The organism is bacterium (assembly GCA_035295165.1).
In the GTDB taxonomy this organism is placed as follows: Bacteria; Sysuimicrobiota; Sysuimicrobiia; order Sysuimicrobiales; family Segetimicrobiaceae; genus JAJPIA01.
Genome location: DATGJN010000075.1, coordinates 19,902 through 44,936 on the forward strand (window position 1 = coordinate 19,902; position 25,035 = coordinate 44,936).

The 25,035-nt window shown below is 70.6% G+C and carries 17 protein-coding genes; all 17 read right to left on the reverse strand.

Annotation, left to right across the window (positions count from 1 at the left end):
• Positions 1–36: 36 nt before the first annotated feature.
• The 17 genes from VKZ50_12035 to VKZ50_12115 all read right to left on the reverse strand — a co-directional run bounded on the left by VKZ50_12035 (position 37) and on the right by VKZ50_12115 (position 25,031).
• Entirely contained in the window at positions 37–1,209 is a 1,173-nt protein-coding gene (locus VKZ50_12035) for an aminotransferase class V-fold PLP-dependent enzyme (protein ID HLJ60451.1), read from the reverse strand.
• Positions 1,206–2,414 (reverse strand): aminotransferase class I/II-fold pyridoxal phosphate-dependent enzyme, encoded by a 1,209-nt coding sequence (locus VKZ50_12040; protein ID HLJ60452.1) that lies wholly within the window; start codon positions 2,412–2,414, stop codon positions 1,206–1,208. The genes VKZ50_12035 and VKZ50_12040 overlap by 4 nt, the downstream gene beginning before the upstream one ends.
• Positions 2,415–2,469: 55 nt before the next feature.
• Positions 2,470–4,740 (reverse strand): bifunctional (p)ppGpp synthetase/guanosine-3',5'-bis(diphosphate) 3'-pyrophosphohydrolase, encoded by a 2,271-nt coding sequence (locus tag VKZ50_12045; GenBank protein HLJ60453.1) that lies wholly within the window; start codon positions 4,738–4,740, stop codon positions 2,470–2,472.
• A gap of 17 nt (positions 4,741–4,757) precedes the next feature.
• The gene (gene recJ / locus VKZ50_12050) at positions 4,758–8,273 is read right to left on the reverse strand and encodes a single-stranded-DNA-specific exonuclease RecJ (protein ID HLJ60454.1); all 3,516 of its coding nucleotides are present in this window, start codon (positions 8,271–8,273) and stop codon (positions 4,758–4,760) included.
• A gap of 41 nt (positions 8,274–8,314) precedes the next feature.
• On the reverse strand, positions 8,315–9,610 hold the full coding sequence (gene phnA, locus VKZ50_12055) for a phosphonoacetate hydrolase (GenBank protein ID HLJ60455.1): 1,296 nt from the start codon (positions 9,608–9,610) through the stop codon (positions 8,315–8,317).
• 192 nt (positions 9,611–9,802) lie between these two features.
• Positions 9,803–10,126, reverse strand: a complete 324-nt coding sequence (locus VKZ50_12060) for a LapA family protein (protein HLJ60456.1) — start codon at positions 10,124–10,126, stop codon at positions 9,803–9,805.
• Between the two features lie 10 nt (positions 10,127–10,136).
• Entirely contained in the window at positions 10,137–11,180 is a 1,044-nt protein-coding gene (gene secF / locus VKZ50_12065) for a protein translocase subunit SecF (GenBank protein ID HLJ60457.1), read from the reverse strand.
• 4 nt (positions 11,181–11,184) lie between these two features.
• Positions 11,185–12,570 carry a protein translocase subunit SecD gene (secD, locus tag VKZ50_12070; GenBank protein HLJ60458.1) on the reverse strand — a complete coding sequence of 462 codons (1,386 nt, stop codon included), beginning with the start codon at positions 12,568–12,570 and terminating at the stop codon, positions 11,185–11,187.
• Between the two features lie 112 nt (positions 12,571–12,682).
• Positions 12,683–13,576, reverse strand: coding sequence for a PaaX family transcriptional regulator C-terminal domain-containing protein (locus VKZ50_12075; GenBank protein HLJ60459.1), 894 nt, complete (start codon positions 13,574–13,576; stop codon positions 12,683–12,685).
• 30 nt (positions 13,577–13,606) lie between these two features.
• On the reverse strand, positions 13,607–14,812 hold the full coding sequence (locus VKZ50_12080) for an acetyl-CoA C-acyltransferase (GenBank protein ID HLJ60460.1): 1,206 nt from the start codon (positions 14,810–14,812) through the stop codon (positions 13,607–13,609).
• Between the two features lie 75 nt (positions 14,813–14,887).
• Positions 14,888–15,664: an enoyl-CoA hydratase-related protein gene (locus VKZ50_12085; GenBank protein HLJ60461.1), complete on the reverse strand. Its 777-nt coding sequence runs from the start codon at positions 15,662–15,664 to the stop codon at positions 14,888–14,890.
• Positions 15,665–15,679: 15 nt separating this feature from the next.
• The gene (locus VKZ50_12090; protein HLJ60462.1) at positions 15,680–16,408 is read right to left on the reverse strand and encodes a uracil-DNA glycosylase; all 729 of its coding nucleotides are present in this window, start codon (positions 16,406–16,408) and stop codon (positions 15,680–15,682) included.
• Positions 16,405–17,178, reverse strand: coding sequence for an enoyl-CoA hydratase-related protein (locus tag VKZ50_12095; GenBank protein HLJ60463.1), 774 nt, complete (start codon positions 17,176–17,178; stop codon positions 16,405–16,407). The genes VKZ50_12090 and VKZ50_12095 overlap by 4 nt, the downstream gene beginning before the upstream one ends.
• Before the next feature lie 29 nt (positions 17,179–17,207).
• On the reverse strand, positions 17,208–17,909 hold the full coding sequence (locus VKZ50_12100) for an SPOR domain-containing protein (GenBank protein HLJ60464.1): 702 nt from the start codon (positions 17,907–17,909) through the stop codon (positions 17,208–17,210).
• A gap of 159 nt (positions 17,910–18,068) precedes the next feature.
• Positions 18,069–19,097 (reverse strand): lysylphosphatidylglycerol synthase transmembrane domain-containing protein, encoded by a 1,029-nt coding sequence (locus tag VKZ50_12105; GenBank protein HLJ60465.1) that lies wholly within the window; start codon positions 19,095–19,097, stop codon positions 18,069–18,071.
• Between the two features lie 21 nt (positions 19,098–19,118).
• Complete coding sequence (locus VKZ50_12110; GenBank protein HLJ60466.1) at positions 19,119–21,794, reverse strand: valine--tRNA ligase; 2,676 nt, start codon at positions 21,792–21,794, stop codon at positions 19,119–19,121.
• A gap of 411 nt (positions 21,795–22,205) precedes the next feature.
• Positions 22,206–25,031 carry a diguanylate cyclase gene (locus tag VKZ50_12115; protein HLJ60467.1) on the reverse strand — a complete coding sequence of 942 codons (2,826 nt, stop codon included), beginning with the start codon at positions 25,029–25,031 and terminating at the stop codon, positions 22,206–22,208.
• Positions 25,032–25,035 lie beyond the last annotated feature (4 nt).

Sequence of the window (25,035 nt, forward strand, 5' to 3'; positions counted from 1 at the left end):
GCGCCCCACCGCCGGCCGTCCCGTCGTACTCCGCGGCTACCGCAAGTGCGTCCGCAGCGACGCGAGTGTGCGCTCGATGTCCTGGAGCGTGTTGTAGAAGTACGGCGAGAGCCGGATCACCCCGGGGCGGGAATCGATGATCACGCCATCACCGCGCAACGCGGCGACCGCCGCCGGTGGATCCTCGACCGGCACGGTCACGATCCCCGCGTGCGCGGCCGCGGCCCCGCGCAGGCGTGGCCGCAGCCCCAACCCGACGAGCCCGTCCGCCAGCGCCGACGTCAACTCGATCTGACGCGCGCGGATGCGTTCCACACCGATCTCGTGCACGTACTCGAGCCCGGCGCGCCCCGCATACACCGCCGCGAGGGACGGCGTGCCGGCCTCGAGCCGGCGCGCGGTGTCCGCGTACTCGAGGTGTTGGGTGTCGAACGCGAACTGCTCCCGGTGGGCAAACCATCCCGACACCGCCGGACGCAGTCTCGGCAGGAGATCCCGCCGAGCGTAGAGATATGCGATGCCCGGCCCCCCCAGCAGCCACTTGAGCCCGCCCGCCATCAAGAAGTCCACGTCGGCGGCGCGCACGTCGGTGGGGAGCTGCCCGACCGACTGATACGCGTCCACGAGCAGGTAGGCGCCGCGAGCGTGCGCGAGGCGCGCCAGCGCCGCGATGTCCTGCACGACGCCGCTTTGAAAGTAAACGTGCGAGGTTGCGACGAGCTGCGTCCGGCTATCGATCGCGCGCTCGAACGCCTCGAGCGGCGCCCCCAGCCCGTCGGGGCTCCGCACGAACGTCACTTCCGCGCCGTGAGCCGCGCGAGCGAGCCACTGATACGCCACGGTCGGAAAGTCGATGTCCGCGACGACCACCCGCGGACGCGCGCGGTAGTCGAAGCAGCTCGACACCGCGGCAAGCGCCCCGCTGATCGACGGGGCTAGCGCGATCTCCTCCGCGTCGGCGCCCAGCAGCCGCGCGACCGACGCCCGGAGCGCGTCGAGCTCCTGCCACCACGGGCCGTACCACGCCGACGCGCCCGACTCGCTCCACAGGTCCAGGAACCGCTCGACGGCGGCGCGCACGCGGCTCCCAAGTGCGCCGAGCGAGCAGGTGTTGAGATACGTCGCCCGGGTGAACACCGGGAACTCGTCCCGATACGCCGCCCACGACCGGACGGCCTCGATCGGCTCGGGACGCGCAGGCCCCGTCATCCGCCGGCACGACGCGCGGTGGTGGCCGCGCGCGCGGACCCCGCGCCGGGGCCGAGCCGCCGGAGGCGCGTCCGCACCTCGTCGAACGTCTCCTCGCGCTTGGGGAACGCGAACCGCACGTAGTCCTTGCCGTGCGCGGGATCGTGGAAGAACGACGACCCCGGCACGGGCGCGACGCCGACGTCCTTGATCAGGTGCATCGTGAAGGCGTAGTCGTCCGCAAACCCAAACCCGCTGATGTCGCAGATGATGTAGTAGGCGCCCGCCGGGACGAGACACGGGAATCCGGCGCCGTGGAGGATCTCAAGCAGAGTGTCGCGCTTCCGCTGGTACATCTCCGCGAGACGCCGGTAGTAATCCCGCGGGAAGCCGAGCGCGACCACCGCCGCCTCCTGCAGCGGTGCCGCCGCGCCCACGGTGAGGAAATCGTGCACCTTGCGGATCCCGTCCGCGATCGGCGCGGGCGCGATCGCCCACCCGACGCGCCACCCGGTCACGCTGTAGCTCTTCGAGATGCTGTTCACGATCACGGTCCGCTCGGCCATCCCCGGCAGCGTCGCCAGGCTCACGTGTTCCGCGCCGTCGTAGACGATGTGCTCGTAGACCTCGTCCGTGATCGCCAGCAGGTCGTGCCGGCGGCACTGGTCGGCGATCAACTCCAGCTCCGCGCGCGTGAACACCTTGCCGGTTGGATTGTGCGGCGTCGTCACGATGATCGCCTTCGTGCGGGGCCCGATCGCGTTGCGCAACTCGTCGGGGTCGAAGGGGAACCCCGGCTCGAGGCGGATCCGGACGAAGCGGGGCACGGCGCCGGACAGCTTCGCGTCCGGGCCGTAGTTCTCGTAGAACGGCTCGAACACCACGACCTCGTCGCCCGGGTTCACGGTGGCGAGCAGCGTCGCCATCATCGCCTCGGTCGCGCCGCACGTGACCGTGATGTTGCGCTCGGGGTCGGCCTCGATCCCGTTGAACCAGCGCACCTTCTCCGCGAGCGCCCGCCGCAGCCGCGGGGAGCCCCACGTGATCGCGTACTGGTTGTACCCGTCGGCGAGCGCACGACCGGCCGCCTCCACCAGCTCCGCCGGGGCGGGGAAATCCGGGAACCCCTGGGCCAGGTTGATGCCGCCGTGCTCCGCGGCCAACCGGGTCATCTCCCGAATCACCGATTCCGTGAACACCGCCACGCGCGACGCCGTCTGGATCATCTCTCGCCTCCCGATCGTTGCGTCAACCCGACCCGCCCACCGTTGCGTCCGCCCGTCAGTGGGGCACCACCCGCTCGACGTTGTAGACGTCCTTCACCCGTCCGATCCGATGCATCACGGCCGTCAACTGCGTCACGTTCCCGATGTCCGCGACGATGCTGACGACCGCCACCTTATCCTTCCGCACGCGGGCGTTGACCGACACGAGATTGGTCTTCGTCTCGGTGATCGCCCCGAGGATGTCCTTGAGCATGCCGACGCGGTCCAGCGCCTCCACCTCGATCTCCACCTTGTAGGTGCCGTCCGGCGACGCCTCCCACTCGACCTCGAGCAGCCGCTCCGGCTGCGACCGCAGAAACTGGATGTTCGGACAGTCCGCGCGGTGAATGCTCACGCCCCGCCCACGTGTGATGTACCCGACGACGCGGTCACCCGGCAACGGACTGCAGCAGCGCCCGAAGCGCATCAGGACGTTATCCACGCCCCGCACCCGGATCCCGCGCGCGGTGGTCGCCGCCGGCGGCGCCGCCGGCGGGAGCGGCGCCTGCTCCTCCTCGACCGCGGGCGCGCCGCGGAGCGCCTGGACGACGTGCAGCAGCGAGACGTCGCCGTTGCCGAGCGCGGCGTACAGCTCGTCCTCGTTCGGCAGGCTGAACCGGGCGGCCACCTCGCGCAGGCGGTCAGGCTTCATCAGCGCGGCGACGCTCCCGCCGCGGCGCAGTTCCTTCTCCAGCACCTCTTTGCCGCGCACGATGTTCTCGTCGCGGCGCTCCCGCTTGAACCACTGCCGGATCTTCGTGCGCGCGTTGCTCGTCTGCACGAACGCCAGCCAATCGCGGCTGGGACCGGCGCTGTTCTTGTTGGTGACGACCTCGACGATGTCGCCGGACTGCAGCGGGTGACTCAGCGGCACGAGGCGCCCGTTGACCCGCGCGCCGGTCGTGTGGTAGCCAACGTCGGTGTGCACCCGGAACGCGAAGTCCACCGGCGTCGCTCCGGAGGGGAGATCAATCACGTCCCCCTTCGGGGTGAAGACGAACACCTCGTTCTGGAACAGGTCGATCTTGACGGAGTGCATGAACTCGCGCGCGTCCTGGAGCTCCTGGTGCCACTCCAGCAGTTGACGCAGCCACGAGAGCTTTTGCTCGAACGCCGGCTCGCCCTTACCGCCGCCCTCCTTGTACCGCCAGTGCGCGGCGATGCCGTGCTCGGCCACCCGGTGCATCTGCTGCGTGCGAATCTGAATCTCGAGCGGTTGGCCCTCGTACAGGACCGCGGTGTGAAGCGACTGATAGCCGCTCGTCTTGGGGTTCGCGATGTAGTCGTCGACCTCGCCGGGGATGGGCTTCCACAGCGCGTGCACGATCCCGAGCGTCTCGTAGCACTCCCGGACGTCGTTCACCACCACGCGCACGGCGAGCCGGTCGTAGATCCGCCCGACGCCCTGCCCCTGGTACTTGGGACGCTGCATCTTCTGGTAGATGCTGTAGACGTGCTTCGGGCGCGCCGTGATCGCGCCGCGATCCACGCGGATCCCGGCCCGGCCCAGCTCGGTGTGCAGCGTCGCGACGACGCGCGCCAGCAGCGCGTCCTGTTCCTGGCTGCTGCGTTCGAGCTGCCCCGCGATCTCTGTGTGCGCCCCCGGCTCGAGCACCCGGAATGCGCGGTCCTCCAGCTCGCGTTTGATGCTGCCGATCCCCAGCCGCTCGGTCAGCGGCGCGTAGATCTCGAGCGTCTCCCGGGCCGTCCGCTTCTGCTTCCACTCGGGGAGGAACTCGATCGTCCGCATGTTGTGCACGCGGTCGGCGAGCTTGATCAGGATGATGCGGATGTCGCTGGCCATCGCGAGAAACATCTTCCGGAGATTCTCGGCTTGCCGTTCCTCGCGGGTCTTCCATTCGATGCGGCCGAGTTTCGTTACGCCGTCCACGAGCCCGGCGATCTCCGGCCCGAACTTCGCCTTGATCTCCTCGATCGGATGGGCGGTGTCCTCAGGGACGTCGTGCAGCAGCGCCGCGGCGATCGTCGCGGAGTCCAGGCGCAAGCCGACCAGGATGTCGGCCACCGCCACGGCATGATGCACGTACGGCTCGTTGGAGGCCCGGGTCTGCCCGGCGTGGGCGGCCTCCGCGAACAGATACGCGCGACGGATCAGGTCGCGGTCGGCGTGCGGGATCGTCTCACGGACGTGGCGCAGCAGCGCCTCCGCATCCTCCGGCAGCGCCTCCTCGGCGTTCCCGCGGACGAGGTGGAGGCGCTTCATCGCTCCGGCCACGACATCCGCCGGGCCCGGTGCTTTCGCGCCGCCTGGCTGTTCCGCGCTCATGCCCCTCCCCGTCGCGACTATGCGCGCGCCGCGCGTTGGATCTCCGCCGGCGCGGCCCGCTCCACCCACGCGGCGAACGCATCGAACGCCGCACGCTCGCGGACGCCCTCGCGAAACCGCAACGAGACGTTGAGGTCACGCCGCGCGTCCGCGGGCACCAATCGCACCGACCACCCCGACCCGACGCTCTCGCGCACGGCCAGCCCGACCTCCTCGAACACCGCGCAGGCCGCGCCCACCGTCGCGCGCGCGGCCTCGGGGACCGCGGCGCGGACGCGCGCCCAGGTCTCCTCGTCCGGCCAGGCAATGGGGTCGCCCCCACGCCACTCGCGAAGCGCGCGGTAGATCCGGACCAGCAGGTCGCGGCCGGGAGACCGGATCTCGATCGCCCGGCGCCGTACCTCCCGGCAGCCGGCGCCGAACGCGAGCGTCACCGTGGATGGACGCCGGTCCAGCCCCACCGTGGCACAGGCGGCGAGCAACTCACGGCGCCCGCTCGGAAACGACGCCAAGACGGCCCGCCGCAGATCGTGCGGCACCGCCTCCTCGTGCAGCATCGTCGTCACAAGCACCCTGAGCCGTCCCTCCTCGAACGCCCGCGCCACCACGTGTCGCACCCGCCCCGGCAGGCCCTCATGCAGGTACCCGATCCGCGCGTCCGCGCCCGCCCGTTCCCGCAGGCGAGTCGCCAGGCGCACGCATCCCTCGGGCGACGCAGTATAAACGACGGTTTTCTCGCCTACGTTGACCACTTCCTCTACCACGGCGTCCGGGTCGGCGGCGTCCCGCCGGTCCTCGAAGCGCACGAGCGGGCGCGCGGGATCGTCCCGCAGCAGCGGCACACCGGGTCGGCCGCGCACCAGTGCGGCGGCCTCCGTCGGCTCACCGATGGTCAGCGTAGTGCGGCGCAGGATCGTCGGCGGCAACGTCGCGACATCCGCGAGGGAGACGCCGTCGAGCACGGTCACCGTCGCCCGGTCGACCCACGGCGCCACCAACGTTCCCTCGCGTGCCGCTTCCACGCTCGCGACCACAACATCCGCGGCCCCCGCGCGGAGCGCGGCCAGCGCCCGATCCCGCTGTCCGATGCCGAGCAGGCCGTGCACCGGTTGCACCCGGAGGCCGAGCCCGCCGAGCTGGGCCGCCAACTGTTCGCCGCGGCGGACGGCGTCGCACCACAGCGGTTCAACCACGAGCGCGCCCAGTTCACCGCCCGCCGCCACCGCGGCGGCTCCGGCGATCACCGTGACCCATCCTCGCCCCGGGGACGCCGCGAGCACGACCGAACGGCCCCGGGCGATCTCGGCCAGCGCCTCAGCCTGGGCGGGCCGCAGGGGGCGTCCGCCGTTGACGTAGATCGGCAACCGCGCGATCGCCGCGTCCCGGTCCAGCGCGCGCCACGCCCGCCGGGACGAGGCGCCGAATGCGGTGGGCTCGCCGTCCTCGCGCTGAACGTAGAGGTTCACGCCGAGCGTGCGGTCCCCGCCGCCCGTGACCGCAGACACCGTCGCCCGGTACCGCCCGCCCGCGTCCATCCCGGGCGCGATCCGCCCGGCGACGCGCGCACTGAGATAGCCCACCATGCGGCCGTCCGCGGTCGCGACGCGGACGGCGTGCGGGTCGTACGGGTTCGCAGGCTCGCGTCGGAGCGACAGCGGATCGCCCTGCACAAGCGTGGCGATCACCGTCTGACGATCGTCGAACGTCACCCCGGCGACCTTGGTGTAGAATTCCGGCGCGTTCTCGCGGTCGTCCTCGGGTCGGTCGAGATAGTCGTCCGCCCGCCGAAACAGCCGATCCACGAGCAGGCCCGTATCCGACAGCACCGTCGCCGGATCGAGGCCCGGAACCTCCAACGCGCGCAGCCGGAGGCGAACCCGTCCCGGCTCGAACCGATCGAGCTCCGGCACGAACGCTAGGTCCACCGAGGCGTCGGTGAAGCTCAGCACCTCGCCGAGCGCCGCCATCGAGAACCCAATCGTCTCAGCGAACACCGACCCGTCCGTGACGCCCATGCGCAGGTGCGCGCCGTCTCCCACGAGCCGCCGCGTCACCGCGCGGACGGCCCGCACCGCGAGCACCGGTTGGGGATTGCCCGGCCCGAACGGCGCGAGGGCGTCCAGCGCGGTCACGAGGGCTACGGTCACGTCCGGGAGCGCGAGTTCGGCATCAACGTCGAGCGGCGCCGCCCGCGCGGGCGCACGCTCTGCGGCCACCTCCAGGAACGCGCGGCGAAATCCGTCGATCTCGGCGCCGTCGATCGACAGTCCCGCGGCCATCGCGTGCCCACCGAACCCGCGCAGGTGGGCGCGGCAGGCGCCGAGCGCCTCCACCAGGTGAAATCCCTCGACGCTGCGCGCCGAGCCCCGGCCGGTTCCGCCCGCAAGCGCCACGGCCACTGCCGGGCGGCCGTACTGCTCCGCCAGCCGCCCGGCGACGAGCCCGACGACCCCCGGATGCCACCCCTCGCCGGCGACCACGAGCGCCGCCCCATCAGGTTCGGGCCCGACCTGCGCGAGCGCCTCTGCCAACACGTGCTCGAGGACGGCCTGCCGCTCGCGGTTGGCCTCGTCGAGGGTCTGCGCCAGCGCTCGTGCCTCCACAGGATCGTCCGTGAGCAACAGGCGCAGGGCGGGCGTCGGATCACCGAGCCGGCCCGGCGCGTTGAGCCGGGGGCCGAGCTGCCAGCCGACGTGCCACGCCTCCACCGGCCCCGTGATTCCCGCGATCTCCAGGAGGGCTTTGAGACCCTCGGCCGGCGCGGCGCGCAGTTGCGCGAGCCCGCCCGCGGCCAGCCGTCGATTGGCGCCGCGCAGGGGCACGACGTCGGCGATCGTGCCGAGCGCGGCGAGGGCCGCGAGGTCTACCGGCGCCCCGCGCCCCGCGACGCGCCGACGCAGCGCCCACGCGAGCAGGAACGCGAGGCCGGCCGCGCAGGGCGCGTCCGTGCGCCCCTCGTCCGCCGCACCGCCGTGGGCGTCGGGCGCCACGATCACGGCGGCCGGCCGCTCGGACCCGGGCATGTGGTGGTCCACGACCACGACGTCGAGCCCCAACGCCCTGGCGCGGGCGACCGCCTCCACCGCGGTAATGCCGCAGTCCGCCGCGATCAACACGCGGGCGCCCTGGGCCGCGAGTTCCTCCACGGCGCGCACGCCGAGACCGTACCCGTCCCGCGTCCGGTGCGGCACGTACCACAACGGGTCCGCGCCGAGGCCGCGCAGGGTGCGCACGAGAATCGCGGTCGCGCAGATGCCGTCCACGTCGTAGTCACCGTGCACCGCCAGCGGCTCCCCCGCCTCGAGCGCGCGGGCGAGCCGCTCCGTCGCGTCCGCCATGCCCGGAACCGTCAGCGGGTCGGAGAGACCGTCAAGGGAGGGGTTGAGAAAATCGCGCGCCGCCGGAACGGTGACGATCCCGCGGCGCCGGAGGATCCCGCCAACGATCGGCGGCACGCCGACCGCGCGCGCGAACGCCTCCGCCTCGGGATCGGGAGGCGCCACCACCCAGGAGGTTTTGTTGGCGACGGCCATCACTTTGAATTATAGCGCGTGGTCCGTCGGGCCTCGCACCGTCAACCCAGATGGACGCCCGGGACGTGCGCGCCACACCCGTTCAGCGCGAACTCGAAGATGTCAAAGTTCCGCAGGCCCTGGTTCGCCCGCGCGGCATAGTCGCGGGTCACCGGGTGCGACACGATGAACGGCACGGGTTGCTCGGTTACACCGCCGTGCGACCGAAGCCGCGCCCCGACGAGGTGCGTCAGGTCGTGCTCGACGACCCGCGAGCCGATCGCACACCCGCGTCTGGCCACGACGGCGATATCGGCCTCCCGGTCCTCGGGCAAGTCGAACCGCGCACAGGCGTCCTCCCGCGACAACGCGCATTCCACGGCGGGCAGCGCGCCGATGAACCGCAACACGGTGGCGCGCTCGATCCCGGGACGCATCAGATACACGCGGACGAAGCCGCCGAGCGCGCCGTGGTGCCTGACAAACGGGTCGGTGATCGGACAGATCACCCGGGTCGCCCCCGCTCCGAACGCCGCGTCCAGTCGATCGCCGAGATAGAGCACATTCGGGCGGCCGTCCGGCAGCGCCATGTCGGTCATGCCGTGGTCGGCCACGACCCCGACGCGGGCCCCGCACGCCGCGAGCCGCCCGAGGCGTTCGTCCACGGCGCCCATGAACACGTTGGCCTCCGGAGACCCCGGCGCGTGCTTGTGCTGCACGTAATCCGACAACGACAGGTAGGTCAGATCGGGGCGGCGCGTCTCCAGCAAACGGATCCCGGCGTCCAGCACAAACAAGGAGAGATCGGCCGAGTACGGATCCGGCGCCGAGCGGCCGACCAACTCGACGACCCCGTCTATGCCGTTCTCGGCGATCGTGCACGACCCAGCCCGCTCGGCCGAAAAGACGACACCGGTGACCCCCGCCCCCAGCGCCAGCCGCAGCTTGTCCTTGGCGGTAATCACCGCGACCGCGGCGCCCGCGTCGGAGAACCGCGCGAGGATCGTCGGCGCCCGGAGCGGCTGCGCGTCGACCATCATGACCTCCCGCCCGGTCTCCCGCTCGAGATAGTAGTTCCCCGACACCCCGTGGATCGCCGGAGGGGCGCCGCAGACAATGGAGATGTTGTTCGGGTTCGTAAACGTCGGCATCGCCGCCGAGGCGATGGCCGCGAACCCCTCGCGCGTCATGCGGTCGATCACCGGGATCACGCCCGCGGCACGCGCGGCCGCAATGTACGCGGGGTCGCATCCGTCGATGCAGACGACGACCACCGGCAGCACGGGCCAGCGCAGCACGCGCCCGTTGACGGGAACCGGTGCCTTCCCGGCGCCGCGAGCGCGCTCGGCCAATGACATGTGCTCGGTTCGCCTCCTGTCGTCCCGGCCGCGTGTCGAGCTCACGGGGTGACACATCTCAAGACCGCATCCGGAGACAGCGTCCGGGTTAACGGCTCGGGAACGGACGGCGAAGACCTGGGCCAGGCGCTCCGGCGGACGGAACGCCAGGGGCTCCGCCCTCGAGCGCGGGGGCGGCGCGTCCGGGCGCGGCTATGGAAACCGCCGGGTGTCGTCGGGGCCCGGCGGCGAGGAGGACAGGCCCGGCCCGGACGGGGCGCGCGTGGGTCCTTCGTGCGTCCGCAGGCGTTGTTCGAGGTCGCGGATCCGCCCGCCGAGGCGCACCCGGTGGGGCAGCGAGGAAAGAAACGTCAGCAGCGCCCCGAGCACGCCCGCCCCCACGATGGCCAGCGCGACCGGGCCGTCGAACAGCTGCCACTGCCAGAACCGCACGACGACCGTGGTGGTGGTATTGCTAAGCGTGAAGATGGTCACCGCGAGCAGGATGAGCACGAGCCACACCGGCACCCCGCGCATCCGCGACCTCCTACCGCCGTCGGCGGCCGCTCCGGCGCCGTCCGGCTCCCGGCCTGACTGGGGCGTTCAGCACCGGCGCCACCATCGCCTCGTCGCCGCTGCCATCGCCGCTCGGCGCCGGCTCCCGGGGCCCAGCCGCGGGACGCGGGGCGGACGCGCTCGACGACGGGTGCCGCCGCTCGGCCCAGTTGTGCCAGTCCACCAGAATCGGGCTGGCGTTGAAGATCGAGGAGTACCCGCCGGTGACGATCGACACCACCAGGCCGAACGCGACGCCGCGAATCGTCTCCCCGCCAAACACGTAGACCGCGCCGATCGCCAGCACCGCGGTCATCGCGGTGTTGATCGACCGGACGAGCGCCTCGAGCACGCTGCGGTTGACGAGCGGCTCGAACGGCTCGCGGGTCCGCATGTTCAGGTTCTCGCGGATCCGGTCGAAGATCACGATCGTGTCGTTGATGGAGTAGCCGGCGACCGTGAGCAGCACCGCGAGGAACGAGCTGTCGACCTCGAACTGGGTCAGCGCGAACGCCCCAATCACCACGAGCAGGTCGTGCAGCAACGCCACGTCCGCCGCGATCGCGAACCGGATCGAGCGGAACCGGATCGAGATGAAGATTACCTGCAGGATGATGCCGAGCACGACGCCCATGATCGCCGCGTTGCGCAGCTCGGCCCCGATCTCGGGCCCCACCGTGTCCTCGCGCAGCATCTGCGTGTGCGTGAACTTGGCCCGCACGGCGTCGGTGATCTGGTTCATCTGCAGTTGGGTGAGCGGCCGCGTCTTGATGAAAACTTCGTTCTGACCGGACCGCTGGATCACCGCATCGGCCAACCCGAACCCAGTGATCACGTTCCGGATGTCCCCGTCCGAGAACGGATCGTTGATCTGCAGTTCCAGCTGGTTGCCGCCGGTGAAGTCGACGCCCCAGTTGAGGGCGTGATGATCCCTCACGTGATGCACGTACAGCGCGATGAGCCCCGGAATGATCACCGCGAGCGATAATAGATAGTACCATCGGCGGTGACGGATCAGATTGAACGTCTTGTCCACGCGCCTACTCTCCCGCGCCGGCGGCGCCGCCGCCCTGGGCCGCGAGCGGCCGCCCCCGCCCCAGGAACGCCAGGTTCTGGATCCACGCGGCGAGCGACGGGACGTCGAGGGCGATGTCCACGAACACGCGCGTCACCACGATCGCCGTGAAAATGCTCGTGAGGATGCCGAGGATCAGCGTCACCGCGAACCCACGGACCGGCCCGGTGCCGAGCCAGAGCAGGACCAGTGCGCCGATGAGAGTCGTGGCGTTGGAGTCGAGGATCGTCACGATCGCCCGGCTCCACCCCGTCGCCACCGAGGCGCGGAGCGTCTTCTGCGCGCGCAGTTCTTCTTTGACCTTCTCGAAGATGATCACGTTCGCGTCCACGGCGACGCCGAGCGACAGAATGAACCCCGCGATGCCCGGCAGGCTGAGCGTCGCGCCGATCCCCGCCATGAGGGCGAACAGGATCAGCGTGTAGACGACGAGCGCGACGTCGGCGAGCAGGCCCGCGAACCGATAGTAGAGGAACATGAACAGGGCGACGAGCACGATCGCGATCTCCCCGGCGCGGATGCTCCGATCGATCGAGTCCCGACCGAGCACGGGACCCACCGTCCGATTCTCGACCACGGTCACGGGCAGCGGCAGCGCGCCGGCTCGCAACAGCACGGCGAGGTCCCGCGCGGAGTCGAGCGTAAAACCGCCTTCGATCACGCCCTTCCCGCCGGGAATCGGGCTGTTGATCACGGGCGAGCTGATGACCCGGCTGTCGAGCACGATGGTGAGGTATTTCCCGATGTTCTTGGTGGTGTAGTCCTCAAATTTCTTTGCGGCGGAGCTCTTGAACGTGAATCCGACCTGCGGCCGGCCGAATTGGTCAAAGGTGACCTGCGCGTCGCTCAGGTCGGCGCCGGTCAGCAGCACGCTCTTGTGCAGCTTGATCGTCGATTTGTCCTGGGGCAGCACGACCGTGTCCGACCCCTGCCACTCCGCGCCCGCGGGCAGCGACTGCGTCGCCGTGTCCACGAACTCCAAGAGCGCGGTCTTTCCGATGATGTCGATCGCGCGCTGGGGATTCTGGATGCCGGGGAGCTGCACCTGAATTCGGTTCGGGCCCTGGCGCGCGATGTCGGGCTCGGCCACGCCGAGCTGGTCCACGCGGTTGCGAATCACGCGCAGCACGCCGTCCATCGCGTCGTTGCTGATCGGGGTCTGCGCGGTGGGCTGCGCCTGCAGCACGATGTTGCTGCCGCCCTGGAGATCGAGCCCAAGGTTGAGGTGCGGGCGCGGCGTCTGAAACACGGGCGTCGCCCCGTCCATGCGGACAGGTTGGAACGCGACGCCGAACGCCGCGAGCGCGATCACGAGCACTCCGATCAGGCGGAGCGGGTGGCTCAGTTTCACGCGTACGTACCCTCCGGCACAAACAAAAAAAGCCTTCCGAACCGCCCCCCATTATATCGGCCGACCGGACGCGATGTCAAACGCCTGATCGGTGACGCGTCGTCCGGGAGCGTCACCCCGCGACCGCGGCCGGGCGAAACGGATCCCGACGTGCCGCACGTCGTCCGTCCGGCAGGTCGCCCTCACGTCCCGGCGCCGGGCGGTAGCGCGCCTCGAAGAACGCGAGGGCGCCCTCCGCCAACAAGTGATAGTACGCGGAGAACACACCGCGCGCCTCGGCCCCGCTCCACCGCGGCGGCAGCAGCTCCTGCGGGAGCCCCGGATCGATGAACAGGAATTTTCGAAACTCATGCACGAGCCGCGTCTTTTCGGCGAACGCGGTGGCATCGGACAGGAGCCCAGCCGACCCCTCATCCCGTCGCGCCTGCACCTTCGGCCTCCACTCCGTCAGAAATCCGGCGTACGCGCGCTCGATCGCGCCGAGGTCCCAGTGGCGGGCGGCAAGTTCGGCGTCGGCGCTCCCGCCGAGGTGGCGCGCCGCGAACACTTCGATCCGCCCGGCCAATCCGTACCGGTCCGCAACCCCCGCAACATGCTCCAGCAGATCGTTCGGCGCAAGGTACACGCTTCGCGCGAGCGGGGCGAACCCCATCCACGCGAGTTCGCGGCGGAGCCCCGCGCGGCGCTGGCGATCGGCGGGGTCGCCCGGGACGATCAGCAGTCGCCACACTCCGTCCCACGGCTCCGGGTGCAGCTTGAAGATCCGACGGGCGGCCTCCTCCACGCGCCGCTGCCCCCGCACCGTGAGCGCGTAGTAGCTCGCCCGCCCGTCCCGGATCGGCGTCAGCCAGCCCTGCCGGGCCATGCGCGACACCGCCGCCCGCACCGCGGTGGCCGTAAAGCTCAATTCCGCCATGAGCGCGATCAGGCTGCCGATCCAGATCGTGCCGCCGTAGTGTCGGACGTAGTCGCCGAACAGCGTGAAGAGCATCGAGCGGGCCCGCAACGAAGACCCCCTTTCCGCCTGGTGGCCGGCTTACGCCTCCGACCGCTCCACGAGCGTGGCGATTCCCTGCCCCACCCCGATGCACATCGTCGCGAGCCCGCGCCGGGCGTTCCGGCGTCCCATCTCGCGAACCAGCGTCACCAAGAGCCGGGCCCCGCTCGCGCCGACCGGATGCCCGAGCGCGATCGCACCGCCGTTCGAGTTCAGCCGCGCGCGGTCGATCGCGAGGTCCTGCACGCACGCGAGCACTTGCGATGCGAACGCCTCGTTGAGCTCGATCAGGTCGACCTCATCGAGCGCCCATCCCGCGCGCGCGAGCGCCTTCCGCGTCGCGGGAACCGGCCCGATCCCCATATACGACGGATCGACGCCGGCCACCGCACCGCCGACAATCCGGGCGAGCGGACGCTTCCCCTGTCGCTCCGCCCACTCCGCGGACGCCACGAGCAGGGCCGCCGCCCCGTCGTTGATACCGGAGGAGTTCCCGGCAGTGACCGTGCCCCCGGGGCGGAACGCCGGCCGCAGCGCGGCCAACCGCTCGAGCGTCGTGTCCGGCCGCGGATGCTCGTCAACGTACACCGTCGTGGACTCCCCGCGCGACGCGGGCACCGGAAGCGGCACGATCTCCTCCGTGAACCGCCCGTCCCGGACGGCGGCGGCGGCGCGCTGCTGGCTCTCCAGCGCAAAGGCGTCCTGCGCCTCACGCGAGATCGCGTAGCGCTCGGCGACGTTCTCCGCCGTCTCCCCCATGCTGTAGAGGGGGAACCGCGCCTCCAACCGGGGGTTCGGGAACCGCCATCCGAGCGTGGTGTCCTGCAGCAACATCGGGCCGCGCGGATACGCTGCGCCCGGTTTCCCCATCACGAACGGTGCGCGCGTCATGCTCTCCACGCCGCCGGCGATGTACACCTCGCCGTCGCCGTACGCGATCGCGTGCGCGGCGACGTGCACCGCCTGCATCCCGGAGCCGCACAGCCGGTTCACGGTCTGCCCGGGAACGTGATCCGGCAGGCCGGCGATTAACACCGCCATGCGCGCCACGTTTCGGTTGTCCTCGCCCGCCTGGTTCGTGCATCCGAACACGACGTCCTCGACGGCCTCCGGGTCGAGGCCATTGCGCTGCACGATCGCCTGGACGACGTGGGCCGCGAGGTCGTCCGGCCGCACGGCTCGCAGCGCCCCGCCGTACCGGCCGATCGGCGTCCGGACCGCGTCCAAGATCACCACGTCACGCATCACCGCACTCCCTTCCGCTGGCTTCCCGACGTCCCGTCCGGCGTGCCTCCCGCGCACGCCGCACCCGATCCGGCGCTAGCGGCCGCGATAGGCGGGTGTGCGCTTCTCGCGAAACGCGCTGACGCCTTCGCGGTGATCGTCGGTCCGGCCGGCGATGTCTTGGAGGAACGCCTCGTAGTCCAACGCGCTGCGTAGGTCCGCGGACAGATTACGTTCGACCCCCCGCTTGATCAATCCGTACGCGCGCGTCGGCCCCTGGGCGAGGCGCGCCGCCCACTCCATCGCGCGCGGCAGCAGTTCGTCGTGCGGCACGACGCGGTTGACGAGGCCGATCCGCTCGGCGGTGGGCGCGTCCACCGGTTCGGCAAGCATCATCATCTCCAGCGCGCGGCCCGTGCCCACGAGGCGCGGCAGCAACCAGGTGCCCCCGGAATCCGGGATCAACCCGATGCGCGCGAACACCTCGATGAACGACGCCCGGTCCGACGCGATCCGCAGGTCGGCGGCCAGCGCGAGGTTGCACCCGGCCCCGGCGGCGACCCCGTTCACCGCCGCGAGCACCGGTGTCTCCATCGTCCGCATGCGAAGGATGATCCGGTTGTATCTTGTCCGAAGCAGCGCACCGTACGCGCGCGGACCGGGCGATTCCTCGCGCAGATCCTGGCCGGAGCAGAAGCCCCGTCCGGCGCCGGTCAACAACACGCTCCGGACGGCGGCGTCTTGTTCCGCGTCGCGCAGCGCGTCATGCAGTTCGTCCCCCATCGTCGCGGTGAACGCGTTGAGGACGTCGGGTCGGTTGAGCGTGATCACCCGCACCCCGTCCCGCGTCTCGAGCAGCAGCGTCTCAGCCATACGCGCTTCCTCCCTCTACGGTGCGAGCGTGGATGCCGGTCGCGCACCGGGGTCCCGCGCGACGAGCAGGCGCGCGGTCCGGAACACGTCGTCCAGCATCGGCTGGGTGAGCTTTCCCGTGTTGGTGTTCTGGCGGCTCGGGTGGTAGCTTGCGATCAGTGCCGGCCGCCCGCCCCCGAACTCATAGCACGCACTGTGCGCGAAGCGCAGCCCGCGCACCTCGGCGCCGCAGGCCCGGAGCAGATGCCGACAGACGTCGAACGCCACGCGGCCGAGCGCCACGAGGACGCGCACACGCGGAAGCAACGCCACCTCCCGTTCAAGAAACGGCAGACACCGCGCGAACTCCGGGCGCAGCGGTTTGTTCTCCGGCGGCGCGCACCGGACCGGGGCCGTCATGTACGCGCCCGACAGCCGCAGCCCGTCCTTGCGGTGCTCGGATGTCGGCTGGTTGGCAAACCCGGCGCGGTGCATCGCGCGCACCAGCCACATCGCCGAACTGTCGCCCGTGAACATCCGGCCGGTGCGGTTGGCGCCGTGCGCGGCGGGCGCGAGACCGACCACGAGCACCGCCGCGCGGGGATCTCCGAACCCCGGGACGGGTTGACCCCAGTAGGCCCACCCGGCGAATTCGGGCTTGCCGCGCGCGGCCACCGCGGTGCAGTATCGTCGGAGCCGCGGGCACGCGTGGCACGCGATCACATCGCGCGCCAGGGCGGCAAGCGAGTCTCGCCGCTGGGTCACCGGCCGGTCCACTCCGGCCGTCGCTTGTCGAGGAACGCCCGGATACCTTCGCGTGCGTCCGCCGTGCCGAACAACAGGTGGAAGCACCGGCGCTCGAACAGCACGCCGTCGGCTAGGGGTGTCTCAAACGCCTGCAACACGGCCTCCTTTGCCAGGCGAACGGCGAGCGGCGGCTGTGAGGCGATCACACGCGCAAGGGCCTTCGCCTCGTCGAGGCAGACCTCCACCGGCACCACCCGGGAGACCAGCCCCGCCGCATGCGCCTCCTGGGCCGTGATCGGCTCCCCGGTGAGGATCATCTCCATCGCACGCGACTTCCCCACCGCCCGCGTCAGCCGCTGCGTACCACCGGCCCCCGGCATCACGCCCAGGCGGATCTCGGGTTGCCCGAACCGCGCGGTCTCGGATGCCACGATGATGTCGCACAGCATCGCGAGCTCGCAGCCGCCGCCAAGCGCGAACCCGCTCACGCTGGCCACGATCGGCGTCGCCACGCGGCGAATACGCTCCCACTGCTGGAACCGATAGCTCCGGACCATGTCGCCCGTGCTCGCCTCCGCCATCTCGCGGACGTCTGCGCCGGCCGCGAACGCGCGCGGGCCACCCCACACCACGGCGCACCGCACGTGCGGGTCCTGATCAAATCCCTCCAGCGTGCCGGCCAGCTCCTCCATCAGCGCCTGGTTCAGGGAGTTGAGGACCTGCGGCCGGTTGAGCGTGACCACGGCGATCGGATCTTCGATGCTGACCAAGAGGTGTTCGTGCGCCATCGGCGGCTCCTTCCCTGACTCGAGATCTGCTACCGCGGGGTCAAGACCGCGTCGAACCCGGCTTTGCTGAGAATGTCGGCGAGGCGCTGCGCGGTCGGCTGGTCCACGTAGCCGCCCACCCATACGCGGTACGGCGAACCTTCGACCAGCGTGACCGCGTACCCCAGGGACCGCAATCGCAGCACGAGCGCCTCGGCGTTCTGCCGCGCGTCGAACGCGCCCACCTGGACGTGGAACCTAGTCGGTGCGACCGGTGGGGCAGCCGCGCTGGCCGCCGGCGGTGCCGGAGACGGGGTGGATGGCGGGTTCGGCCTCGGCGTCTCCCCCGGCGCGGGCGATCCCGGCGGGATCGGGGTCGGACTCGTGGTCGTCGTCGGCGCCGATAACCCGGGGGTGCCGGGCGTGGGCGCCGTCTGCACCGCCACGGAGGGAAGCCCGGCGGACCCCGGCGCGGCGCCCGACGTCCCCGACGACACCCCACCGGGTGCCGCCGAGCTGCCGGACGGAGGCGCGGTGCTTCGTGCACCCGCACCACCGGGCGCCGCTGAGGACGCCCCTGGCGCGGCCGGCGCCGCCTCCGACGGCGGACCGGCCGTGGGGCGGGCGGGAGCACGGGCACTCGGCGGGGACGACCGGAACGCGCTTTGGCCGAGCAGGTATCCCGTACCGACCGCCCCGGCGAACAGCCCGGCGACGATGAGCAGCAGCAGCACCACACGCCCCGGTCTCACCGCACGCTCTCCCATCGGCCCCAGAGTTCGCGGGAACCTCGCCGCCGCTCCTGCTGAGGAGCCGACGCGAAGCGGAGTGACTTCCCGGCGCAACGATCCCCGTGGGGCCAGCACCGCGCCGCCGCGCGCTCCCGCGGGGCCGCAGGTCTCCGAGCGAGTCTAGCGGAAGACGTGGCGGTACCGATGGTACGCCATCAGCAGCGCGGCACCGATCAATGTGGGCAGGTAGTACGAGAGCGTGCGGTCCAACAGCACGGCGCTCCGGGCGAGCACCGGGGGGAGCGCGTGCGGGGCCAACAGCGCGATCAGCCCGACCTGCGAGACTTCGGTCACGCCGACGCCCCCGGGGACGAGCAGAGCCATGCCGAGCATGGCCGCGCCGACGTACGTGAACGACACAAATGTGGGCGACAGACCGGTCCCCATCGCCCAGAACACGATGCAGACCCTGGCGAGATCGAGCGCTGTCACGACCGCGGTGACGAGCACCAACACCCCAAGCGTCCGACCCTGCCGCCACACGAGAATGCTCTCGCACAGCGTGTCGGTCAGGCGGACGGCGCGCGCGCGGACGCCCGCAGGCATCGGCAACCGCCGGAGCAGGTGCCGGGTCCACGTCCGGACACCGAGCGGCGCGGCGGCGAGCACGATCGACCCCGCGATCAGGGCGGCGATCAACACGAGCAAGAATTCACTGGCCGTGATCATCCGGCGGGGGAGGAGCAGGCCCGCGACCAGGAACGCGGCGATCATCAACACGATGTCCAGCAAGCGCTCCACCAGCATCGCGGACGTGGAGAGGCCCAGGCCGGTGCCGTACGAGCCCTTGAGCATCATGATCTTGGCCACCTCGAAGCTGCGCGCCGGGGTGACGCTGCCCGCCGCGACACCTGCGAGAATCGAGACCACCGAGAACCTGACGGAGATCACCGTCCCGGTGAGGCGCGCCACCATGTACCGCCAGCGCACCGCTTTGACCAGCACTTGGGCACCGACGGCGGCCACCGCGAGGCCCAGCAGGCTTGGGCGCGCGCCGTGAAGCGCCGCGCCCAGCTGACCGGGATTGATCGTGGCCGCAAAGACGACCAGGATGACGACCCCGCACAGGATGAGCACATACCCGACCCACCGCACGGGCGCGGCCGGGGTGACCACCGCCTCCGGCGTGCCCGCGACGGGACCGCTCATCGGCGCGACGTTCGCATCGGGTCAAGCACCTAAGCCGGCGAGGTACCGCGCGAGCGTGTCGCGTCGCGATGCGAGCTCCCGCTCCCGCGTCCGGTCCGCGGCGACGACCTCCACGGGCGCCTTCTCGAGGAACGCGGGGCTCCGCAGCCGCTCCCCGAGGCGTTCGAGGTCCCGTTCGATCCCGCCCATCTGTTTGCGGAGCCGCTGACTCGCCGCGGCGCGTGCCTCCTCGGACTCCACCGGGACCGCGATCTCGATGTCTCCCCACAGCGCCGAGACGGCGCCGGCCGGACGCGCGCCGGCGGCGCCCGCGCGGGCGAGGTCCAGGCGGGAGGCGCGGATCAGCGGCGCGATGTACCGGTGGGCGTCCCGGAGTAACGCCCCCCGGTCGTCCGGGGCGAGCAGCACCACCGGCACGGCGTCTGCGGGCGCCAATCCCAGGTCGGCCCGCATGCCGCGGACGGCGTGCACCAGTCCCATCACCTCGGCCATCGCCGCATCCGCAATTCCGTCGGTGCGGCGGGCCCGCCAGTCCGCGCGCGCGGCCAAGTCTTCCGGCACCGGCCACCTGGCGCGCATGATCGTCTGCCCCTCGTGCGGCAGCGCCTGCCAGATCTCCTCGGTCAGCGACGGCATGATCGGATGCAGCAGCACCATCGTCTCCGAGAGGACCGACGCGAGCACGCGGCGGGTGCCGTCCGCCAACTCGCCGCCCGCGCGGAGGTTTTCCTTCGCCATCTCCACATACCAGTCGCAGAACTCGCTCCAGATGAACCCGTAGAGGGACGCGCAGGCGTCTCGGAACTCAAACCCCTCGAGCGCCGTCGTGACGTCCGCGGCGGCTCCGGCAAACCGGCTGAGAATCCAGCGGTCGGGCAGCGTCCGTCCGGCACCGTCCGCGCCCGCCGCCGCCTGCGGCGCCGCGCCCCCGCCAAGCGACAAGCGCACGAAGCGCGCCGCGTTCCAGATCTTATTGGCGAAGTTACGCGTGTCCTCGACCATCTTCTCGGAAAACCGCAGGTCCTGTTCGCCGGTGCAGCGGTTGATCAGCGCGAACCGCATCGAATCGGCCCCGTAGCGGTCCACCAGACCGAGCGGATCGATCCCGGTCCCCAAGCTCTTGCTCATCCGCCTTCCCTCGATCGTCAGAACGGTCGGATGCACGTAGACGTCGCGGAACGGCACCTCGCCCCGAAACTCCAGACCAAACATCATCATTCTCGCCACCCAGAGAAACACGATCGACCGATCGGTGAACAACGTGTTCGTCGGGTAGAAGTACCTGAGGTCGTCCGTCTCCTGCGGCCAGCCGAGGGTCGCCATCGGCCACAGGGCCGAACTGAACCACGTGTCGAGAATGTCCGGGTCCTGCGTAAGCTCCCGCGCGCCGCACTTGGGGCAGCCCGCGGGAGCCTCCGCGCTCGCCACCATCTCGCCGCAGCCACAGTACCAGATCGGGATGCGGTGGCCCCACCAGAGCTGACGGCTGATGTTCCAGTCCCGGATCTGCTCCATCCAATTCAGGTAGAAGTTCGTCCAGCGCTCCGGATGGAACCGCACGCGGCCGTCGCGCACCGCCGCGATCGCCGGCGCCGCGAGCGACTTCATGCGGCAGAACCACTGGTCCGAGATGTACGGCTCGATGATCGTCTTACACCGATCACAGCGGCCGATATTGGTAGTGTACGGTTCCTCGCATTCGAGCGCGCCGGCCGCGCGGAGGTCCTCCACGATGTAACGCCGCGCGTCCGCGCGATCCATGCCGAGATACCGGGGCCCGCCGAGATCCGTGATCCGCCCGTGCTGATCGAGGCACACGAGCACCGGGAGCTCGTGCTCGGCGCCGATCTCGTAGTCCAAGAAATCGTGGCCCGGCGTGATCTTCACCGCCCCCGTCCCGAATTCGCGCTCCACCCGCCGGTCCGCGATCACCGGAACCGGCCGCTCGACCAGCGGCACCACCACCTTCGTCCCCACTAGCGCGCGGTAGCGGGGGTCGTCGGGGTGCACGGCGACCGCGACGTCGGCGAGGATCGTCTCCGGACGCTGGGTGGCGATCACGACGCCGGGCCCCCCGTCCTCCCCCAGATAGCGGAGAGAGTAGAGCGTGCTCGCCTCCTCTACGTACTCCACCTCGAGGTCAGATATGCTGGTTTGGTCCTTGACGCACCAGTTGATCATCCGCTTGCCCTTGTAGATCAGGCCCTTCCGGTACAGTCGGATGAAGCACTCCTGGACGGCGGCGTAGTAGGCGGGATCCATCGTGAACGTGGCGCGTTCCCAATCGCACGAGAACCCCATCCGCTGCATCTGCTCGAGGATCCGGCTGCCGATCTCCTCCTTCCACCGCCAGGTTTCCTCGAGGAAGCGCTCACGCCCCAGATCGAACCGCGTCTTACCGTCCTTCGCCAGCCGCCGCTCCATCACCACGTGCACGGCGATGCTCGCGTGATCGGTGCCCGGCTGCCACAGCGCGTTGTAGCCGCGCATGCGACTCCACCGCGTCAGGCAGTCCTGCAGGCTGTTGTTGAGCGCGTGCCCCATGTGCAGCTCGCCCGTCACGTTCGGGAGGGGCATCATGATCGCGTACGGCGGTCGCGAATCCGGGACGGCATGGAAGTAGCCACGGGCCATCCACACCGCGTACCATCGCCGCTCGGTCTCTGCCGGGTCGTAGGTCTTGGGCAACTCGTGCACGATCCTCGCCTCCTCACACAACAACGCCGCTCCGCCCAAAGGGCGGAGCGGCGCTCCGCGGTACCACCTTCGTTCCGGTCGCAGCCCGCTCCCGGGCACGAACGCCCGAGCGTGGACGGCATCACCGGCTCTCTGCGCTGTCACGGGCGCGACCCGATCGGCCGCCGGCGCACGCGCCTCCGACCCTCCGCTCCGGGGTGACGTTCGGTCCGGCGTCCCGGGGAGCTTCCACCATCCTCCCCTCGCTTGAGGGCGCCCGATCAGGGCTGTCCGGACCTACTCCTCCCCATCCTCGCGCACTGTATGTATGCGCGTATTATACGTCCGCCACGCCGCCCTGCGCAAGCGACCGGCGGCATCCGCCAGCGCTGCGCACGGACCCGCACCCCTCCCCGCAGGGCGGACCAGGGCTCACCCGGCGCCGACGCGGTTCCCGCCGGCGCGTTTCACCTCGTACATCCGCTGATCTGCCGTGGCGATGAGCGCCTTCGCCGTGTCCCCATCCTTGTGCATCGTCGCCACGCCGACGCTCACCGTGACCCCCATCGCGCCCGACGCCCGAATCTGTTCGACCCGGGCGCGTACGCGCTCCGCGATCTGCGCGGAGATGTCGTGTGGCGCATCCGGCAACAGCACCACGAACTCGTCTCCCCCGAAGCGCGTGACGAGATCCATCGCCCGACTGTTGCTCCTGAGCGCGTCCGCGACCGCCTGCAGGACCAGGTCGCCTTCCAGGTGACCGAACCGATCGTTGAACCGCTTGAACCCGTCGATCTCGACCATCACCACGGACACCGGACGCCCGTTGCGCCGGGCCCGCGCGATCTCGCGTTCGAGCGCCTCCCAGAGTGCGCGGTGGTTCGCCAGCCCGGTGAGCCCGTCCGTGAGGGCAAGGCGACTGAGGTCCTCGTCGCGTTGTGCCCGCAGGATGGCCAACCCGGCCAGGACGGCAAACGCCTCCAGGAACTCGCGACTTTCTTTCGGGAACGCATCCACCGTCGGACTCTCCACGTTCAAGACGCCGATGACTCGATCGTCCACGATCAACGGGAACGCGGCTTCCGAGCGGGTCACCGGCGAGATGGAGACGTAGAGCGGGTCGCGAGCGACATCCGCAGCGTAGTATGACCGTCGCTTGTCGGCGACCCATCCGACGATCCCCGCCTGGCCGACCCGGAGACGCGTGACCCTCGCCACCTGCGGATCGTACCCCCGTTGCGCTTTCACGTACAGCGCCTGAGCCTGCTCGTCGACGAAGAACACGCAGCAGATCGGATAGCCGAACACCTCTTGGATGTGGTGCAGGATCTCGTCGAGCACCTCCGTGAGATCGAGGGGACGCAACAGGCGCCGGGTCACCTCCGTCATCGCGGGCACGGCGCGGCCGGCGCGCTGGCCGTACGAGAGCGATCGCGCGATATCGGTCGCAGGCGCCTGCGGATCGCTCGCGCGCGGCACTCCGTCCTCGGCGGAGACGGCGGCGTCGCTGCCGCCGTCCCCGACCAGCCGACAGAACGCTTCGACGACGTCCGGATCAAACTGGACGCCGGCGCAACGGCGCAGCTCCGTCAGCGATTCATCGGTGGTCCGCTGCGTGCCGTAGACGCGGTGGACCCGATCGTCGGTCATCGCACTGTAGGCGTCCACCACGGCCAGGATGCGCGCGCCGAGCGGAATGGCGTCGCCCGCGAGCCGGTCCGGGTACCCGGATCCGTCCCAGCGCTCGTGGTGGTGCCGGACGAGCAGCGCGACGTCGCGCATCCGCTCGACGGGATTCAAGATCTCCGCCCCGATCGCCGGGTGTTGGCGCACGATCTGCCACTCGCGGTCTGTCAGCGCCCCGGGCTTCCGGAGAATGCTGTCGGGGACCCCCAATTTGCCGATGTCGCGAAAGAGCCCACCCCAGTGGATGTCCTGCGCCTCCGCGTCAGAACACCCCATCGCCCGCGCCAGGGCGACCGCCCGGGTCGCGAGGCGTTCGTCGTGATCGCCGGTATAGCTCTCCCGCGCAGCGGTCACTTTGGCGAGGGCCAAGACCATCTCGATGTAGGATTGCTCGAGACGGTCGTGGAGCCGCGCGCGGCGGATCGCCGTGCCCGCGATTTCCGCGATCCCCTCGAGCAACCGAACCTCGGCATCGGTGAACGCGCGGACCCCGGGGCGATTCCACCGGGCCACGCGGAGCGTGCCGGTGATCTTCTCGTCCGATCGAACGGGAACGATGATCAACGGCCCGGACGCATGGTAGGCCGGGTAGTCGGAGCCAAGATGCGGCACCTCGCTGCTGAAGTCCCGCGTGACGAACGTGAGGCCCGTTTTGAGCACGCCACCGGACGGGCTCTGGGCCGCGGAGAACACGAGCCCCGGTTCCTCCAGCGCGACCCCCTGCGTATGCGCCACCGTGAACGACTGGCGGTCCGGGGCGGCCAGCGCCAGGGCGCCGTGATCGGCGATCAGCAGCCCGCACGCGTGCTCGACGATGATAGGGTACATCTGCTCCACGGTCCGGGCCTGGCGCAACCGGTGGCTCAAATCGTAGAACGTCTCCAGCTCAGACGTGCGCTGGCGCGTCGCCTCGAGCAGTTGCAGGCGATGGGCCAGGCCGCCGATTTGCGTTCCGATCGCCTCGACAAGCCGCAGATCGTGGGACGACCACGTCCGTGGAGCCGCGGACAGTGCGGCGATGGCACCGATCGGAAGACCCGCCGCCAGAATCGGAGCCTGGAGCGACGCGCGAACGCCCGCCCGGAGCATCGCGGACGCCATCGGTTCGGCGCCGACGGGTGCGCGACTCTGCCAATCCTCCACCGCGCACACGGTGCGGGGATCCGCCAGCAGCGACGCGAACAGATCCACCGTCACCCCGCGGAGATCGTACGTATCACCGATCCAGATGGCGCCTTGTTCACACCCGAGGGCGTCGAGCGCGCGGCCGATCGTCGCCTGGAGGAGCGCAGGCGGGTCGCCAACGGAGATCGCGGCGGAGATGACGGCGTTGAGCGCCTCGAAATACGCCGCGCGGCGGCGAGTCTCCTCTTCGGCCCCTGTCAGGTCCGCGTCGTGCAGCGATCCCCGGAGCGCGGCCCAGACGCGGCGAAGCCGCCCCAGGATCGGGCTGGGGACGGGTCTGAGCAGCAGGGACCAACGGCTCTCCGCGTGCGGTCTGTCGTCCTGAGGAAGCAGTGCGCAATCCCCCTTGGGGCGCGGGCGTCGATGGCGAAAACCTACGCGGCGCACCCCA

Excerpts from the sequence above, each read along its gene's own strand:
- VKZ50_12035 (HLJ60451.1), bottom strand. The coding sequence starts at position 1,209 with ATGACGGGGCCTGCGCGTCCCGAGCCGATCGAGGCCGTCCGGTCGTGG.
- VKZ50_12040 (HLJ60452.1), bottom strand. The coding sequence starts at position 2,414 with ATGATCCAGACGGCGTCGCGCGTGGCGGTGTTCACGGAATCGGTGATT.
- VKZ50_12045 (HLJ60453.1), bottom strand. The coding sequence starts at position 4,740 with ATGAGCGCGGAACAGCCAGGCGGCGCGAAAGCACCGGGCCCGGCGGAT.
- recJ (HLJ60454.1), bottom strand. The coding sequence starts at position 8,273 with ATGGCCGTCGCCAACAAAACCTCCTGGGTGGTGGCGCCTCCCGATCCC.
- phnA (HLJ60455.1), bottom strand. The coding sequence starts at position 9,610 with ATGTCATTGGCCGAGCGCGCTCGCGGCGCCGGGAAGGCACCGGTTCCC.
- VKZ50_12060 (HLJ60456.1), bottom strand. The coding sequence starts at position 10,126 with ATGCGCGGGGTGCCGGTGTGGCTCGTGCTCATCCTGCTCGCGGTGACC.
- VKZ50_12080 (HLJ60460.1), bottom strand. The coding sequence starts at position 14,812 with ATGCGTGACGTGGTGATCTTGGACGCGGTCCGGACGCCGATCGGCCGG.
- VKZ50_12085 (HLJ60461.1), bottom strand. The coding sequence starts at position 15,664 with ATGGCTGAGACGCTGCTGCTCGAGACGCGGGACGGGGTGCGGGTGATC.
- VKZ50_12095 (HLJ60463.1), bottom strand. The coding sequence starts at position 17,178 with ATGGCGCACGAACACCTCTTGGTCAGCATCGAAGATCCGATCGCCGTG.
- VKZ50_12105 (HLJ60465.1), bottom strand. The coding sequence starts at position 19,097 with ATGAGCGGTCCCGTCGCGGGCACGCCGGAGGCGGTGGTCACCCCGGCC.